Annotated in this window: 12 protein-coding genes, 1 tRNA gene and 1 pseudogene; 7 read left to right on the plus strand and 7 right to left on the minus strand. The window is 69.5% G+C overall.

Features of this window, described 5'->3' with window-relative positions; genetic code table 11:
- Positions 1-37 precede the first annotated feature (37 nt).
- A complete protein-coding gene (locus tag PV419_RS24330) occupies positions 38-1,615 on the minus strand; it encodes a VCBS repeat-containing protein (RefSeq protein WP_319692198.1) in 1,578 nt (525 codons plus the stop codon).
- 399 nt (positions 1,616-2,014) lie between these two features.
- Between PV419_RS24330 and PV419_RS24335 the strand changes: the two genes are divergently transcribed.
- Together PV419_RS24335 and PV419_RS24340 are read left to right on the plus strand one after the other, a co-directional pair.
- On the plus strand, positions 2,015-2,908 hold the full coding sequence (locus PV419_RS24335) for an alpha/beta hydrolase (RefSeq protein ID WP_319692201.1): 894 nt from the start codon (positions 2,015-2,017) through the stop codon (positions 2,906-2,908).
- 116 nt (positions 2,909-3,024) lie between these two features.
- On the plus strand, positions 3,025-4,791 hold the full coding sequence (locus PV419_RS24340) for a stealth family protein (protein WP_319692203.1): 1,767 nt from the start codon (positions 3,025-3,027) through the stop codon (positions 4,789-4,791).
- Positions 4,792-5,283: 492 nt separating this feature from the next.
- Here the strand turns inward: PV419_RS24340 and PV419_RS24345 are convergent.
- From PV419_RS24345 to sucC, 4 genes are all read right to left on the minus strand, one after another.
- Positions 5,284-5,368: transfer RNA gene (locus PV419_RS24345), tRNA-Leu, on the minus strand.
- A gap of 145 nt (positions 5,369-5,513) precedes the next feature.
- Complete coding sequence (locus PV419_RS24350) at positions 5,514-7,058, minus strand: aldehyde dehydrogenase family protein (RefSeq protein ID WP_319692205.1); 1,545 nt, start codon at positions 7,056-7,058, stop codon at positions 5,514-5,516.
- 39 nt (positions 7,059-7,097) lie between these two features.
- Positions 7,098-8,015 carry a succinate--CoA ligase subunit alpha gene (sucD, locus tag PV419_RS24355; RefSeq protein WP_319692207.1) on the minus strand — a complete coding sequence of 306 codons (918 nt, stop codon included), beginning with the start codon at positions 8,013-8,015 and terminating at the stop codon, positions 7,098-7,100.
- A 14-nt stretch (positions 8,016-8,029) separates the two neighbouring features.
- Positions 8,030-9,166: an ADP-forming succinate--CoA ligase subunit beta gene (gene sucC / locus PV419_RS24360; protein WP_319692209.1), complete on the minus strand. Its 1,137-nt coding sequence runs from the start codon at positions 9,164-9,166 to the stop codon at positions 8,030-8,032.
- A 195-nt stretch (positions 9,167-9,361) separates the two neighbouring features.
- Here sucC and PV419_RS24365 point away from each other — a divergent pair, with 195 nt between their 5' ends.
- From PV419_RS24365 to PV419_RS24380, 4 genes are all read left to right on the plus strand, one after another.
- Positions 9,362-11,044, plus strand: coding sequence for a thiamine pyrophosphate-binding protein (locus tag PV419_RS24365; protein WP_319692211.1), 1,683 nt, complete (start codon positions 9,362-9,364; stop codon positions 11,042-11,044).
- 12 nt (positions 11,045-11,056) lie between these two features.
- Positions 11,057-12,286, plus strand: coding sequence for a formyl-CoA transferase (gene frc, locus PV419_RS24370; RefSeq protein ID WP_319692213.1), 1,230 nt, complete (start codon positions 11,057-11,059; stop codon positions 12,284-12,286).
- A complete protein-coding gene (locus PV419_RS24375) occupies positions 12,286-14,433 on the plus strand; it encodes an acetate--CoA ligase family protein (protein WP_319692215.1) in 2,148 nt (715 codons plus the stop codon). The genes frc and PV419_RS24375 overlap by 1 nt, the downstream gene beginning before the upstream one ends.
- A 76-nt stretch (positions 14,434-14,509) precedes the next feature.
- Positions 14,510-15,901: an OFA family MFS transporter gene (locus PV419_RS24380; protein WP_319692217.1), complete on the plus strand. Its 1,392-nt coding sequence runs from the start codon at positions 14,510-14,512 to the stop codon at positions 15,899-15,901.
- A 142-nt stretch (positions 15,902-16,043) separates the two neighbouring features.
- Here PV419_RS24380 and PV419_RS24385 read toward each other — a convergent pair.
- Positions 16,044-16,169 (minus strand): annotated as a pseudogene (locus PV419_RS24385) (oxidoreductase); the annotation flags it as partial.
- Positions 16,170-16,269: 100 nt separating this feature from the next.
- Here PV419_RS24385 and PV419_RS24390 point away from each other — a divergent pair.
- On the plus strand, positions 16,270-16,548 hold the full coding sequence (locus PV419_RS24390; RefSeq protein ID WP_319692219.1) for a ribosomal protein L7/L12: 279 nt from the start codon (positions 16,270-16,272) through the stop codon (positions 16,546-16,548).
- A 55-nt stretch (positions 16,549-16,603) separates the two neighbouring features.
- Here PV419_RS24390 and PV419_RS24395 read toward each other — a convergent pair whose 3' ends face one another.
- Positions 16,604-17,281, minus strand: a complete 678-nt coding sequence (locus PV419_RS24395) for a GntR family transcriptional regulator (protein WP_319692220.1) — start codon at positions 17,279-17,281, stop codon at positions 16,604-16,606.
- Positions 17,282-17,364: the final 83 nt, after the last annotated feature.

The raw sequence follows: 17,364 nt of genomic DNA on the forward strand, positions 1-17,364 counted from the left end.
TTCTCTCTCGTCTGCTTCTCTCGCGTCATGGCGCCGTTCACCCGACCACGCCGAAGGAGGTGCTTGAGTCGGGGATGCCGCCCGCCCCCGGCACATACGTTGTGGTGCCTGTACTGGCGGTGCCGTTGATGTCCGACCACGGGATCACGTACAGGACGCCCTTGGAGGTGCCGGACTCCTTGCTGTAGGGCACGCCGACGTACAGGTTGGCGGTCCCGGAGGTCAGGCTGATCCCGGTGTAGTCACGGGTCGTGGCCGTACCCGGCAGGACACTGCCGCTGGACGCCCGGGTGAGGATCTTGTCGTTGGCGCCGATGGAGGTGTCGAGCGGCCGCAGGATCTGGACGGCACCCGCGTCCTTGACCCCGCCCACGTCACGACCAGGGATTCCGACCGCGAGGCGGATCGTGGCATCGCTGCTCACCACCGAGGTGTCGGTGTTGGCGAGAGCGACCCGCTGACCGAAGAAGTCACCCTCGGCCGGGAACCCGTCCACCCCGTCCGAGGAAGCGTCGATCGCCGCCAACTCCGTGTAGGTGCCCGAGGGCTGGATCCGGACCACCGACACCGCGCCGGAACTCGTCACCGAGCCGACGGCCTCGCCCGGGGTGCCGATGGCCAGCAGGGCGTCCGAGTTGTACGTCTGGCCGCTGGGCCAGTAGCCGGTCATGTCGATCGACATGCCGAACTGGTCGTTGGACTCCGCGGTACCGGCCAGGCCCTCACCCGAGGCGCCCTGGTCGAGCCCGGCCAGAGCCGTGGGCACGCCGTCGGTGATCGTGTGGTTGAAGACCGTCACAGCCCCGGCGAAGACCGCGTCGTCGCCGATGGTCTCGCCCGGGGCCCCCACCGCGAAGTACCGGTTCGTCCCCGCCAGCGAGTAGCCGAAGCGGTCGTGCGCTTCCACCACGCCCGGCACTCCGGGATCGTCCTGGTTGACCGTGTACCTCGTGGAGCCCTGCAGGTAGTGGATGCAGCCGGCGTCCGCGTAGTCCTTGCCGTCGGCGGTGATGTTCTCGCCCGGTGCACCAGTCACCAGGTAGGAAGCGCCGGCCGACGTGGTGCCCGACTGGAGCGCGAAGCCGAAGCGGTCGTAGGCCTCGGTCACCGTGCTCGTATCGAACTGGTGCTGGGTGTAGCTCTCGATCTTCGACCCGGCGCCAATCCCGGTGGGGGTACCGTGGATGACCCAGATGCCGCCCGCGTCGATGAGGTTGCCGCCGTCCTGCGGCACATCCTCGTACGGCGCTCCGACCACCAGGTCCGTGCAGCCATCGCCATCCGCGTCGTAGGCGGCGCGCGAGTATCCGAACTGGTCGCCCCGCTCCGGTGTCGCGTTCATCCCGCTCGTCGCCTGCGAGATCTCGAAAACGCCCTTGCCACCGCCGAGCATGACGCGGACCAGGCCGGCCCGGACCGCTCCGTTCACGGTCGCGCCCGGGTCCGCGGTGATCGTGTCTGTGACGCCGTCACCGTTGAAATCGGTCCCCGTGCCGGCCGTGCACGTGGCAGCCGCCGCGGCCGGCGGCCCGAGCGAAATCAACCCCCCGGTCGCCGCCGTCATTACCGCGGCAGCCGTGACGGCAAACGCGGCCACACCCATGCGTCTACGCATGAGTTATCCACCCCACCCCTCTATATGTCGTTTTCATGCCCGACCGATGCATGCGCGATGAAACATCCCTCGAAACATGATCACGTCAAGCGAAGGTAAAAGTAGCGACCTGGGAGACCGCCACGTCAAGACCGCGTCCGTTTTATGGCAGAGAATTCAGCGCAATCACTCTAAATGAGTGAATCACCCCCTTCCGCTAAAAACACGGGCAAGCCGGACATGGCGGCAGGTTGGCGCTTGACGAGCCGTCAACTCCAAGTCCATAGTTCGTTCACATCAAAACTGCAGGGCGTTCATGTCTACGAACGCTCGGTGGCGAAGACGCCGCCCAGGAGTGTGCAAATTGGGCAATTCTGGCATGCGTGCCTGTGTCGGAATCGGAGAGCGAGAGAAAATCCTGTGAAACGCCTCTGGGTGAGCTTCGTGGCGTGTGTGGCCCTGATTCTCGGATTCACGACGCAGAACACTGGTACCAGCGAGGCCGCCGATCGCAGTGAGGAGACGTACTCCTACGGTTCGCACACGCGACAGAAACTCGACGCATACTGGAACGCAGCCACCTCGAAACAGCCCGGAGTCGTCATTCTGCACGGCGGATACTGGTACGAGGATTCCGGCTGGGCGACCTGGTCCCGCTATTTCGCCGACAAAGGCTATGCCGTCTTCTCTGTCGATTATCGGCTGAATTTCGACGCCGCCTGGCCCGCCCCGCGCACCGACGCCATCTCCGCGATCGACTGGATCAGGGACAACGCTGCGGCGTTCGACCTCGACGCGGACCGCCTCGTGGTCCTCGGCTCCTCCGCGGGTGGCCAGATCGCGACGGCGCTCGCCACGTACGGCTCGGGCGCCGACCGGGTCAAGGGCGTCGTCGGACTCTCCCCCGTCGCCTCGCCCTACCGGGCCTGGAACGACGGCAACCACGACACCAGCACTGACAAGCAGCGCAAGGTCCGCGACAACGCGACCATCCTGGCCCGCTGCTTCCCCGACTCCACCGACACCGACGCCACCCTGCACGGGAGCTGCTGGGACACCTGGAAGGACATGGTCGTCAAGAACCGCGCCTCCGGCTCCAATGACGCCCCCATGTACCTGATCCACTCTGAAGGCGACTTCGTCCCCGCCCAGCACTCCCTCGACCTCGAGGAGGCCGAGGAGGTGGGTCACGACATGCCCGCGGACGGCGTCACGGTCGAGACCGTCGCGGGAAGCGGCGCCCACGGCGGGGCCCTCCTCGACGAACCCGGTATGCCCGGCAAGATCCTGCAATGGATCGAAAGCCACGTCTGAGCGGCCACCGGGAACTATCTGCGCCTCTTGCGCCTGAAGGGGCATCCCAGCGATTGCTTTTCGATCTCTTGCGGTTCGTACGCCGCCCCGCCCCACAGGGAAGGACCACCCCTGGTATGCCGTCGCGCCTCACCACGATCCATGAGCGCTTCCTGCCCGCCCACGTCCGGCAGGAGCGTGTCGAGCAACGCCTCGCCGCCCAGCGCGAAGCCGACGCGGCAGCAGCCGAACGCCGGCGCTTGGAGAAACTCGCCGCCCGGCGCACCGCACTCCTCGCGCGAGACAGTGACCTGCGCGAATTATCCGGGCAGGGAGAGGTCTACGTCGGCCGCCGGGTCCACTCCCTCGCCGAGACCGACGCCCGCACCCGCAACCTCGTCCTGATCACGGACGCACTGGACCACGCCGGCCTCGACTACTTCCTGGTCCCCGGCCGCTCGCACCTCCGTCACGTCGTCGGCGTCCGCTTCGCCGACCGCAAGTCGTTCCTGACCGCCCTGCGCGAGCTGTACGCCACCACTGCTCTCTACGCGCTTGCGCCTACAAAGGACCGCTGGCCCACGGAAGCCGCCCTGTACGCGGATGGTGCCCTGCCCGCCTCACTCAAACGCCAGGACATCATCCGCTTCGGCGAAATCCTCCTCGGCCCCGACGACCAGATCCTCGCCGACCTCACTCACGGCTGCGACGTCGAGTTCTGGCGCGACGGCCATGCGCTCCTCGCCAAGGCCACCGAGCCCCGCACCGCCGAACGCCTGGCCGCCCTCCGCGTCCAAGCCCCCGCCGCCGTCCTGTCCGACGCCCTCGTCGCGCCCCGCCCCAACACGGTCGCGGACGTCCTACCCACCGAGGCCCGCGTGCCCGCGACCCGCTCGATATCCGGTCGCACCTACCCCACCTGGGACGCTTTCCAGCAGTCGCGCATCGACACCGTCGACTTCCCCATCGACGTCGTCTACACCTGGGTCGACGGCAACGACCCGCGCCTCACCGCCACCCGCGAAGCACACCGCCCGACCGACGCAACCCCGCGCATCCATGCCCGGGAAACCGGTGCCTCGCGCTACACCAGCCGTGACGAACTCAAGTACTCCCTGCGCTCCCTGCTGATGTACGCCCCTTTCATACGCACCATTTACCTCGTCACCGACGGCCAGACCCCTGCTTGGCTCGATACCACCGCACCCGGCATCCAGGTCATCGACCACAAGGACATCTTCAGCGACCCCACCGCGCTGCCGGTCTTCAACTCCCACGCCATCGAAACCCAGCTCCACCACATCGACGGCCTCTCCGAGCGCTACCTCTACCTCAACGATGATGTCTTCCTCGGCCGCCCGATCACCGCCAGCCACTTCTTCCACGGCAACGGCATCGCCAAACTCCCCTTTTCCTCAGCCCAGTTAGGCCTGGGCGCACCGCACCCGGACGAACCCGCCCCCAACTCCGCGGGCAAGAACGTACGCGACCTCATTCAGGCCACTCACGGCCGCCTCACCGTCAGCAAGTTCATGCACACCCCGCACCCACAGATCCGGACGGTGATGCGCCAACTGGAGGACCACTTCGCACAGGAACTGGACCGCACCAGCCGCTCCAGATTCCGCGCCGTCACCGACATCGCCCAGGCCGCGTCCCTGCACCACCACCACGCATACCTCACCGGCCAAGCCGTCCCCGGCAAGTTCAAGCTCCGCTATGTCGACGTGGCGCAGCCCGACGCCCAGGAGAAGATGACGGCACTGCTCGACGAGCGCGCCCTCGACTTCTTCTGCCTCAACGACGTCAACACACCCGTCGACCAGCAAGAACGCATCTCGAAGGAAGTCCACGACTTCCTCGAGACCTACTTCCCGTTCCCCAGCCGCTGGGAAGTGTGCTGACGACAACAGGTGGCCCTTCCCACATCCGGATCGGCCAGTCCGACCGCGTCTAGGTGCCGTAGCAGCCGTAGCAGGGCGAGCAGTGAACCGGGCCCGCCCGGCATCGGCTGCCCTGCCCGGGGGGCACGGTCAGCGTCCGCGGCAGCCAGTCTAGGAGGAACCCCTCTACATGGGCTGCCCGCCACCCCCGGACGACCGTCCGCCGTCCCGCGGTGATGACCGCTGCCGTCGCAGTCGCCCGTAAGGTGATCGCCGACTGCGACACCAAGCTCGCTACCCACCGCGCGGCCCTCGAAGCAGGGCGACGGGATCGCCCGTCTCGTCCGTTCGATCAAAGATCTGGCCGCTGGTACGGCAGGCCGAGGCCCAAGACAAGGCTGAGATCCACCGGCAGCTCGGGGCGCGACTCACGTACGACTCCGGAAAACACAAAGCGCCGACCGAGAGGAAACTCGACCAGCACTCCCGCGAAGTCCCTGGGCTATCAGTAAGTGTCCGAGGGGGGACTTGAACCCCCACGCCCGATAAAGGGCACTAGCACCTCAAGCTAGCGCGTCTGCCATTCCGCCACCCGGACCAGGTGTGCTCCGCGGTTCCCCGCGGCGACAGGGACAACGATACCAAGGTTTTGGAGTGCGTTTCACCTGCGTAAGGGCGCGGCCCCGAGCGGCGTCGACCTGCGGTGACGCGGCTCGGGGCCGGGTGGGGGTCACGGAGGGTGGTCAGGCGGGCATCAGGTGGTAGTCGGGGAAGTTGCCGGGGGTGCGGTCGGGGTCGGCGCCTTCGGTGACGGCGTGGACGAGGAGGTCGCCGCCGACGAAGGCGCCGCGCCAGGAGGCGCCGAAGCCGCCGAAGAGCTCGTCGCGGTCGCCGCGGGAGCGGGGGGTGCCGTGGCCGGTTTTGAAGGCGCGGATCTGGGGGGCGAGGCGCTGGTAGGTGGTGGCGTCGTCGCAGGAGAGGGTGGCGACGAGGGCGCCGTTGCTGGCGTTCATGGCGGCCAGCAGCTCGGCCTCGGTGTCGACCAGGACGACGGTGTCGACCGGGCCGAAGGGCTCGGCGTGGTGGAGCGGGGAGGACGGGGGCGGGTTGAGGAGGGTGACCGGGGCCAGGTAGGCGGAGCGGTCCTGGCCGGGGAGGAAGTGGCCGTCGGCGAGGTCGCCGCGGTGGAGGGGGACGGCTCCGCGGTCGATGGCCTCGGCAACCTGGTCGTCGAGTTCCTTGGCCTTGGCTGCGTTGATCAGTGGGCCGAAGTCCAGTTCGGGGAGGGGATCGGCCGGGTGCTCGACGGCCAGGGGGTGGCCGAGGCGGATGGCGCGTACGGCCGGGAGGTAGACGGCGAGGAAGGCGTCGAAACAGGAGCGCTGGACGACGAAGCGGGGGTAGGCGGTGCAGCGCTGCTTGGCGTAGTCGAAGGTCTTGCGGATCTGTGGGCCGAGTTCGTCCCAGCCGGTGAAGTTCCAGATGCCCCAGGCGCCCCGGCCCTCCTGTTCGAGGATGTGGCGTTTGCCGAGGTCGGCGACGGCGGTGGCGACGCGGGCGCCGGTGTCGCGGCCGCCGACGAAGGAGACACAGCCGATCTCGGGCGAGCGGACCAGGGCCTCGGAAAGCTCGCCGCCGCTGCCGCTGAGGAGGGTGAAGGGGACGCCTTCGCGGGTGGCGAGGGCACAGGCGAGGGTGAGGCAGGCGAGGCCGCCGTCGGTGGGGGTCTTGGCGATCACGGCGTTGCCCGCGAGGGCCTGGACCAGCATGGCGTGGGCGAGGACGCTCATCGGGTAGTTCCAGCTGGCGATGTTGGAGACCGGGCCGGGGAGCGGGGAGCGGCCCTCCAGCATGCGGTCGATCTCCCCGGCGTACCAGCGGACGCCGTCGATGGCCCGGTCCACGTCGGCCTGGGCGAGCCGCCAGGGTTTGCCGATCTCCCAGACCAGGAGGAGGGCGAGCAGTTCGCGGTGGGCGGCGAGGGCGTCGAGGGTGGCGGCGACGCGGGCGCGGCGCTCGGGGAGGGCGATGTGGCGCCAGGCGCGGTGCTGGTCGAGGGAGGCGCGTACGGCCTGGCGGGCGGTCGCCGCGTCCAGGCGTGGCGGGCCGGCGATGGGGGTGCCGTCGATGGGGGTGGTCGCGGGGAGGGGGTGGCCGTCGGCGTGCCAGCGGCCGTCCCACAGGTTGCGGACGCGGTCGTCCCGGAATGCCTCGGGCGCGGCGGCAAGGCTGCGCTGCCAGGCGTCGGCCCAGGTGGTGCCGGGTTTATGGGTGAGGGTGGCTGCCATCTGTGGACTCCGCTCTCGGGGCACGGGCGCGGTCACCGTTCACACCACCTTGCCCGGTCGGGCGCGGCTCGCCTCGCCCGCGTCGGCCAGAAGGGCGAACACCAGCCCGGCGGTCTCCGTCGGGGTGGCCCCGACGCGTACGCCGGCCGCCTCCAGCGCCTCCTTCTTGGCCCGGGCGGTGCCCGAGGAGCCGGAGACGATGGCTCCGGCGTGGCCCATGGTCCTGCCCTCGGGGGCGGTGAAGCCCGCTATGTAGCCGACGACCGGTTTGGTGACATGCGACGTGATGAATGCGGCGGCGCGCTCCTCCGCTTCGCCTCCTATCTCGCCGATCATCACGATCAGGTCGGTGTCGGGGTCCGCCTCGAAGGCGGCCAGGGCGTCGATGTGGGTGGTGCCGATCACCGGGTCGCCGCCGATGCCCACGCACGTCGAGAAGCCGATGTCCCGCAGCTCGTACATGAGCTGGTACGTCAGCGTGCCGGACTTGGAGACGAGACCGATGCGGCCCGGCTTGGTGATGTCGGAGGGGATGATGCCCGCGTTGGACTGGCCCGGCGTGATCAGGCCCGGGCAGTTCGGGCCGATGATCCTGGTGGCGCGGGCCCGGGCGTGGGCCCGGAAGGCGACCGCGTCGTGCACCGGGATGCCCTCGGTGATCACGACGGCGAGCGGGATCCCGGCGTCGGCCGCCTCGGTGACCGCGTCCTTGGCGAAGGGCGGCGGGACGAAGAGGACCGTCACATCCGCGCCGGTGGCGTCCATCGCCTCGCGTACGGAGCCGAAGACCGGCACGGTACGGCCGTCGACGTCGACCCGCGTCCCGGCCTTGCGCGGGTTGACCCCGCCGACGATGTCGGTGCCGGCCGCGAGCATCCGGCGGGTGTGCTTCATGCCCTCCGCGCCGGTCATGCCCTGGACGATGACCTTGCTGTCCTTGGTGAGGAAGATCGCCATGACCCGGAGCCCCCTTATGCGGCTGACGCCGCGAGTTCGGCGGCCCGCGCCGCGGCGCCGTCCATGGTGTCCACCTGGTGTACGAGCGGGTGGGCGCGCTCGGCGAGGATCGCCCGGCCGCGCGCCGCGCTGTTGCCGTCGAGCCGGACGACCAGCGGTTTGGTGAGGGTGACGGTGTCCAGGGCGCGGACGATGCCCTCGGCCACCGCGTCGCAGGCGGTGATGCCGCCGAAGACGTTGACGAGGACGGACCGTACGTCGGGGTCGCCGAGGACGACGGAGAGGCCGGCCGCCATGACCTCGGCCGAGGCGCCGCCGCCGATGTCGAGGAAGTCGGCGGGGCGGGCGCCGCAACCCGCGACCACGTCGAGGGTGGACATGACCAGGCCCGCGCCGTTGCCGATGACGCCGACCCGGCCGTCCAGCTTGACGTAGTTCAGGCCCTTGGCCGCCGCCTCCGCCTCCAGGGGGTCAACGGCAGTGCCGGTGTCCGGCCCGTACGCGTACGTGCGGCGGAAGCGCGCGTTGTCGTCCAGTGTCACCTTGCCGTCCAGGGCCACGATCGCCCCGTCGCGCGTCACCACGAGCGGGTTGACCTCGACCAGCAGCGCGTCCTGCTCGGTCAGCACGGTCCACAGACGGCGCAGGATTCCCGCCACCTCGGCCGGCAGCCCGCCCGCCGCGGCGATCTCGACGGCCTTCGCCTCGGTCACGCCCTCCTCGGGGTCCACCGCGATCCGGGCCACCGCCTCGGGGCGGCGCGCGGCCACTTCCTCGATCTCCATGCCGCCCTCGGCGGAGGCGATCGCCAGGAAGCGGCCACGGGCCCGGTCCAGGGCGTAGCCGACGTAGAACTCACGTTCCACCTCGACCGGTTCGGCGACCATCACGCGGTGGACGGTGTGTCCCTTGATGTTCATGCCGAGGATCTGACGGGTGGTCAATTCGGCCGCCGTCGGGTCCGCGGCGAGCTTGACGCCGCCCGCCTTGCCCCGTCCCCCGGTCTTCACCTGCGCCTTGACGACGACTCGGCCGCCCAGCCTCCCGGCCGCCGCACGGGCCGCGGGAGCCGAGTCCGCGACCTCCGCCCGTGGCACCAACACGCCGTAGTGCTCGAAGAGTTCCCGTGCCTGATGTTCGAACAGGTCCATGCCCGCTCCTTTGGTCCCGGTCGCAGTGGTCCCGGTCGCAGCGCTTGGTCAAACACTTGCCGAACGCCCCCTGGACATCGATCAGTCGATGCGGGATAACAATGTTCATACCGCATAACGTCGACTGTATGCAATCTGCCTTTCGCGAGACCGCGAGACCGCACCTCCACCCCCGACGAAGGGACGCGAATCGCCATGCCCGACGACAGCCAGGACCTCATCTCCGGCGGGCACTTGGTCGCCAAGGCGCTCAAAGCCGAGGGCGTCGACGTCATCTACACGCTCTGCGGCGGCCACATCATCGACATCTACGACGGCTGCGTCGACGAGGGCATCGACGTCATCGACGTACGCCACGAACAGGTGGCCGCCCACGCCGCCGACGGCTACGCCCGGATCACCGGCAAGCCCGGCTGCGCCGTCGTCACGGCCGGCCCCGGCACCACCGACGCGGTCACCGGCGTCGCCAACGCCTTCCGCGCCGAGTCGCCCATGGTGCTGATCGGCGGTCAGGGCGCCCACACCCAGCACAAGATGGGGTCCCTCCAGGACCTGCCGCACGTCGACATGATGGCGCCGATCACCAAGTTCGCCGCCACCGTCCCGGACACCGCCCGCGCCGCCGACATGGTCTCCATGGCCTTCCGCGAGTGCTACCACGGCGCCCCGGGGCCGTCGTTCCTGGAGATCCCGCGCGACGTCCTGGACGCCAAGGTCCCGGTCGCCAAGGCCCGTGTCCCCGAGGCCGGGAAGTACCGGGCCTCCACCCGCACCGCGGGCGACCCCGAGGCCGTCGAGAAACTGGCCGACCTGCTGGTGCGGGCCGAGAAGCCGGCGATCCTGCTGGGCAGCCAGGTGTGGACCTGCCGGGCCACGGACGCGGCCATCGAGCTGGTGCGGACGCTGAACGTGCCCGCGTACATGAACGGCGCGGGGCGCGGCACCCTGCCGCCCGGCGACCCGCACCACTTCCAGCTCTCCCGCCGCTACGCCTTCTCCAACGCCGACCTGATCGTCATCGTCGGCACCCCGTTCGACTTCCGCATGGGCTACGGCAAGCGCCTCTCCCCCGATGCGACGGTCGTCCAGATCGACCTCGACTACCGCACCGTCGGCAAGAACCGCGACATCGACCTCGGCATCGTCGGCGACGCGGGCCTGGTGCTGTCCGCCGTCACTCAGGCCGCCTCCGGCCGGATCGACGGGGGCGCGGGCAAGCGCAAGGAGTGGCTGGACGAGCTGCGCGCCGCCGAACAGACCGCGATCGAGAAGCGGCTGCCGCAGCTGCGGTCGGACGCCTCCCCCATCCACCCGTACCGGCTGGTCAGCGAGATCAACGACTTCCTCACCGAGGACTCGATCTACATCGGCGACGGCGGCGACATCGTCACCTTCTCCGGCCAGGTGGTGCAGCCCAAGTCGCCCGGCCACTGGATGGACCCGGGGCCGCTGGGCACCCTCGGCGTCGGTGTGCCGTTCGTGATGGCCGCCAAGCAGGCCCGCCCCGACAAGGAGGTCGTCACGCTCTTCGGGGACGGGGCGTTCTCCCTCACCGGCTGGGACTTCGAGACGCTGGTCCGCTTCAACCTGCCCTTTGTCGGCATCGTCGGCAACAACTCCTCCATGAATCAGATCCGTTACGGCCAGAAGGCCAAGTACGGCGAGCAGCGCGAGCGGGTCGGCAACACCCTCGGCGATGTGCCGTACGACCAGTTCGCGCGGATGCTCGGCGGCTACGGCGAGGAGGTCCGCGACCCGGCGGACATCGCCCCGGCCCTGCGGCGCGCCCGCGAGTCCGGCAAGCCATCGCTGATCAACGTCTGGGTCGACCCGGACGCGTACGCCCCCGGAACGATGAACCAGACGATGTACAAGTAAAGGGGCCATGAGATGACCAAGGCTCTTGAGGGCGTGCGCGTCCTCGACATGACACACGTACAGTCCGGTCCCTCCGCCACCCAGCTGCTGGCCTGGCTCGGCGCGGACGTCATCAAGCTGGAGTCCGTCACGGGGGACATCACGCGGGGGCAGCTGCGCGACCTCCCGGACGTCGACTCCCTCTACTTCACGATGCTCAACTGCAACAAGCGGAGCATCACCCTCAACACCAAGACCGAGCGCGGCAAGGAACTGCTCACCGAGCTCATCCGGCGCAGCGACGTCATGGTGGAGAACTTCGGGCCGGGCTCCGTGGACCGCATGGGCTTCAGCTGGGAGCGCATCCAGGAGATCAACCCGCGGCTCGTCTACGCCTCGATCAAAGGCTTCGGCGAGGGCCCGTACACCAAGTTCAAGGCGTACGAGGTGGTCGCGCAGGCCATGGGCGGGTCGATGTCCACGACCGGGTTCGACGACGGGCCGCCGCTGGCGACCGGCGCGCAGATCGGCGACTCGGGCACCGGGGTGCACTGTGTGGCGGGCATCCTGGCCGCGCTCTACCAGCGCACCCGCACCGGGCGCGGCCAGCGCGTCAATGTGGCCATGCAGCACGCGGTGCTGAATCTGTGCCGGGTCAAGCTGCGCGACCAGCAGCGGCTGGCACACGGCCCGCTCACGGAGTACCCGAACGAGAGCTTCGGGGACGAGGTGCCGCGCTCGGGCAACGCGAGCGGCGGCGGGCAGCCCGGCTGGGCGGTCAAATGCGCGCCCGGCGGTCCCAACGACTATGTGTACGTCATCGTGCAGCCCGTCGGCTGGCAGCCGATCACGGAGCTGATCGGGCGGCCGGAGCTGGCCGAGGACCCGGAGTGGGCGACGCCCGAGGCGCGGCTGCCCAAGCTCGCCAAGATGTTCCAGCTGATCGAGGAGTGGTCCAGCACCCTGCCCAAGTGGGAGGTGCTGGAGGCGCTGAACGCCCACAACATCCCCTGCGGGCCGATCCTGTCCACCAAGGAGATCGTCGAGGACGCGTCGCTCGCGGCCAACGAGATGGTGGTGAAGGTCGACCATCCGCAGCGCGGCACCTTCACCACCGTCGGCTCGCCGCTGAAGCTCTCCGACTCCCCGGTCGAGGTCGAGCGCTCGCCGCTGCTGGGTGAGCACAACGAAGAGGTGTACGTCGGGGAGCTGGGCCTCGGCGACGAGGAAGTGCGGCTGCTCAAGGCGAACGGAGTGATCTGATGGTGGCAGAGGCAACCTATGACACGGCGGCCGTGCGGGCCGTACTCGATGCCGCGCGCGCCGAGGGGCGCTCGGCGCTGACGGCCCCCGAGGGCAAGCTGATCACCGACGCGTACGGGATTCCGACGCCGGCCGAGGGGCTGGCGGAGTGCGCGGACGACGCGGTGGCGCTCGCCGACCGGATCGGCTTCCCGGTCGCCCTCAAGATCGTCTCCCCGGACATCCTGCACAAGACCGACGCGGGCGGGGTCCGGGTGGGGCTGACGTCGGCGGCCGAGGTGCGCGGCGCGTTCACCTCGATCGTCTCGAACGCCCGCGCGTACGACCCCAAGGCCCGGATCAAGGGCGTGCAGGTGCAGCAGATGGTGCCGGCGGGTGGCCAGGAGGTCATTATCGGCGCGGTCACCGACCCGACCTTCGGGAAGGTCGTCGCGTTCGGCCTGGGCGGGGTGCTGGTGGAGGTCCTCAAGGACATCACCTTCCGGCTGGCCCCGGCGAGCAGGGACGACGCGCTGTCGATGCTGGACTCCATCCGGGCCGCCGAGGTGCTGCGCGGCGTACGCGGCAGGGCGGCGGTCGACCGGGAGGCGCTGGCCGACCTGGTGGTCCGGGTCTCCCGGCTGGCCGCCGATTTTCCCGAAGTGGCCGAGGTGGATCTGAATCCGGTGTTCGCCTCCGCGAGCGGCGTCCTGGCCGCCGACGTACGGATCCTGCTCAGCGACGCGCCGCCCGCCGAGCGCCGCCGCTACTCGCGCGAGGAGATCCTGGCCGCGATGCGGCGGCTGATGCAGCCGCGCTCGGTCACCGTCATCGGCGCCTCCAACGAGCCGGGCAAGATCGGCAACTCGGTGATGCGCAACCTCATCGACGGCGGCTTCCCCGGCGAGATCCACCCGGTGAACCCCAAATCCGACGACATCCTGGGCCGCAAGGCATACACGTCGGTGACGGAGGTGCCGGGCGAGGTGGATGTGGCGGTCTTCGCGATCCCCGCGAAGTTCGTCCCCGCGGCGCTGGAGGAGGTCGGCCGCAAGGGCATCCCCAACGCCGTCCTCATCCCGTCCGGCTTCGCCGAGACCGGCGAACACGAGCTGCAGGAGCGGATCGTGGCGATCGCCGAGGAGCACGGGGTCCGGCTGCTGGGGCCGAACATTTATGGCTACTACTCCACCTGGCAGGACCTGTGCGCCACCTTCTGCACCCCGTACGACGTCAAGGGCCCGGTGGCGCTCACCTCGCAGTCCGGCGGCATCGGGATGGCGATCCTCGGCTTCGCCCGCACCACCCGCACCGGCGTGTCGGCCATCGTCGGCCTCGGCAACAAGTCCGACGTGGACGAGGACGACCTGCTCACCTACTTCGGCGAGGACCCCAATACCCGGTGCATCGCCATGCACCTGGAGGACCTCAAGGACGGCCGCGCCTTCGTCGAGGCCGCGCGCGCCACCGTGCCGAAGAAGCCGGTCGTGGTGCTCAAGGCGGGCCGTACGGCGGCGGGCGCCAAGGCCGCGGGCTCGCACACCGGCGCGCTGGCCGGGGACGACGCGGTCTACGACGACATCCTGCGCCAGGCCGGGGTGATCCGCGCCCCGGGTCTGAACGAGATGCTGGAGTACGCGCGGGCGCTGCCCGTGCTGCCCACGCCACAAGGTGACAACGTCGTCATCATCACCGACGCCGGGGGCTCCGGGGTGCTGCTGTCCGACGCCATCGTCGACAACGGGCTCTCGCTGATGGAGATCCCGGCGGACCTGGACGCGGCCTTCCGCCGCTTCATCCCGCCCTTCGGCGCGGCCGGCAACCCGGTCGACATCACCGGCGGCGAGCCGCCCGCCACCTACGAGGCGACCATCCGGCTGGGGCTGGAAGACCCGCGCATCCACGCGCTCGTCCTCGGCTACTGGCACACCATCGTCACTCCGCCCATGGTGTTCGCCGAGCTCACCGCGCGGGTCGTCGAGGAGTACCGGGAGCGCGGGATCCACAAGCCCGTGGTGGCCTCCCTCGCGGGCGACACCGAGGTCGAGGAGGCGAGCCAGTACCTCTTCGAGCGCGGCGTGGTGGCCTACCCCTACACCACCGAGAAGCCGGTGGCCGTCCTGGGCGCGAAGTACCGCTGGGCCCGGTCGGCGGGGTTGCTCACGTAAAAGCGCACCGTTCTCCCGAGCACGAAGAGTTTGGACAGGGGGCGCTGGCCAGTTCCTTCGAAGCCAAGGGGACGTCATGAGCACAGAGCAACACCGGGATGGGACCGTGCCATTCCGCGAAGTGCAGGACGGCAAGGGGCGCGTCTACCGGATCGGCGAGACCGACCGCGACATTCTCGGCCACAGCCGGAAGTTGATGGTCTATCTGCCGTGGATCGCGATGATGGCCATCAGCGTGTCCGAGTACGCCTACGGGTCGGCCGAGGACACGCTCTCCGAAGCACACGGCTGGAGCCAGAGCAACACCTTCTGGATCCTGAGCGTGTGGGTGTTCTTCCAGGCGGGAATCGCCTTCCCGGCCGGCTGGATGCGGGAGAGGGGGATACTGACCGCCCGCAGGGCGATGTTCACCGGCTCGGCGCTGTGTCTGGTCGGCTTCCTCGCCCTCTCCCACCTCGACAACGTCGCCGCCGCGATCTTCGGCTTCGGCGTCATCGGGGGGCTTGGCTCCGGGCTCGTCTACGCCACCTGCATCAACATGGTGGGCAAGTGGTTCCCGGAGCGGCGCGGCGCGAAGACCGGATTCGTCAACGGCGGCTTCGCGTACGGCGCGCTGCCGTTCATCTTCATCTTCAACTACTGGTTCGACACCGGGAACTACAACGAGGTGCTCGACCTCATCGGTGTCTATGTGCTGATCGTGGTGGCGGTCTGCGCCTGGTTCTTCAAGGACCCGCCCAAGAACTGGTGGCCCGCGCACATCGACCCGATCCGCTTCAGCGGCAACGCCAAGACCGCGGCGAGCCTCGCCAAGAACCCGCCCGCGGTGCGGCAGTACACGCCCAAGGAGGCCATCAGGACGGGCATGCTGCCCCTGATGTGGCTGTCCCTCGTGATGACCGCCGGGGTGTCCATCTTCGGCATCTCCTTCCAGGTCGACTACGCCAAGGACGTGGGCTTCGGCCCGCTGGTCGCGGCCTCCTCGATGGGCGTCATGTCCGTCATCAACGGCGTGGGGCGCGCGGTCGTGGGCTGGCTGTCGGACATCTGGGGGCGCAAGAACACCCTGGTCTTCGTGATCATGATCCTGGGGCTCGCGCAGTTCGGGGTGATCTGGGCCGGCAACCTGCACAACGAGGCGCTGTTTCTCGTCTTCGCCTTCCTCTCCGGCTTCGGCGGCGGCGCCTTCTACCCGATGTTCGCCGCCCTGACCCCGGACTACTTCGGCGAGAACTACAACGCCACCAACTACGGCCTGGTGTACAGCGGAAAACTGGTCAGCGGGCTGTTCGGCGGCGGCCTCGGCTCCATGGTGGTCGACGACTGGGGGTATGACGGGGCGTACGCGCTGGCCGGAGGCATCTCCATAGTGGCGGCCGGGGTCGCCCTGCTGCTGCGCCAACCGGGCCGCCCACGGGTCCGGGACATCGCACCCAACCCGCAGCCGATCAGCCGGGAGGCGGTCTGACGGTGAGGTGAGACAGGCCGCCGGACGACGGCGTGAGGACGGCCGCCCGACGACGGCGGATTCGGGACGGCGGCGCGCCTGGCACCACGGGCGTGCCGCCGTCCCGCGTTTCCCCAAGGGCTACTGGGCGCTCGCGGCGGGCGCCCGGGGACACGACGCTGACCCCGATGTCGCCGCCCGATTCCTGGCGCAGCCCCTCGGAGAGCGCGCGTACGGCGAACTTGGTCGCGCAGTACACGGCGGCGGTGGGCGACACCTCGTACGGGCCGGGCAGCCCCAACGCCCAGGCCCTGCCTCCTCGGCTCCGTCCACGCCACCCGGCGCCGGGCGGATTCCCCGCGCCACCGTGGTCGTTAGTGTTGCGGAGCATGACACTGACAGCAGTAGCCCTGGTCGTTATGGTCATCGCGGTGTTGGCGTCGGCCGTCGAGCGCAAGATCGACAAGCTGAACCGCAGGACCGCGCAGTTGACCCGCAAAGTCGACCTGATTCTCGAGCACCTGGGCATCGAGGAACCCCAGCCGGAACTGGCGCCGGTGCGGGCCCTCATCGTGGAGGGGAAGAAGCTCCACGCCATCAAGGCCTACCGGGAGATCACCGGGGCTGACCTCAAGGAGGCCAAGGAGGCGGTCGAACGCATGGCGTGACACGCCTCCGCGGCACTCCCCGGCGTCGCCCGCCCCTGACCCGCGGCGCGCCCCCTCAGCCGCGCTCGCGCTCGTGGTAGGTGCGCCGGGTGTGCTCGGTGTGGGCGCGCATGACGTCCGTGGCGCGCTGTTCGTCGCGGGCGGAGATGGCGGCGATCAGTTCACGGTGTTCGATCCAGGACTGCTTGCCGCGCTGCCGGGCCACCGGGGTGTAGTACCAGCGGACCCTGCGGTCCACTTGGGAGGCCAACTCGGCCAGGACCGCGTTTCCCGCGAGCTCCATGACCTTGGCGTGGAACTCGGCGTTCGCCGCGACCGCGCCGTCCACGTCGTCGGCGAGCACCGCGCGCTCGCCCTTGACGCACAGCTCCTCCAGGGTCTCGACCCCGGACGGGCCGGCGCTCGCGGCGGCCAGCCGGGCGGCCTCGGCCTCCAGGAGGGTGCGGACCGTGAGCAGCTGGTCGGCCTCCTCCTCGGTGGGCTCGTGGACGAACGCGCCCTGGGCGGGGCGCAGATCCACCCAGCCCTCAGTGTTCAGCCGCTGCAGCGCCTCGCGCACCGGCTGGCGGGAGACTCCGAGGTGGCCGGCGAGCTCGCTCTCGACCAGGTGCTGACCGGGGCGCAGGGCACGCGTGGTGATCAGCTCGAGCAGCGCCTCGTAGACGCGCTCGCGGAGCGGCCCCGGGCGCTCCAGCTTGGGCACCGCACCCTGCGGAAGTCCTCTGGCCAGCATCGGGGCCCCCTTCGGATTGGTTATTGTCTACAGTTTACCCATACTGTCCACGCGGCGCCGTCTGACATCTGGTCAGGCGGTGG

It is taken from the genome of Streptomyces sp. ME19-01-6 (genome assembly GCF_033793745.1).
GTDB lineage: Bacteria > Actinomycetota > Actinomycetes > Streptomycetales > Streptomycetaceae > Streptomyces.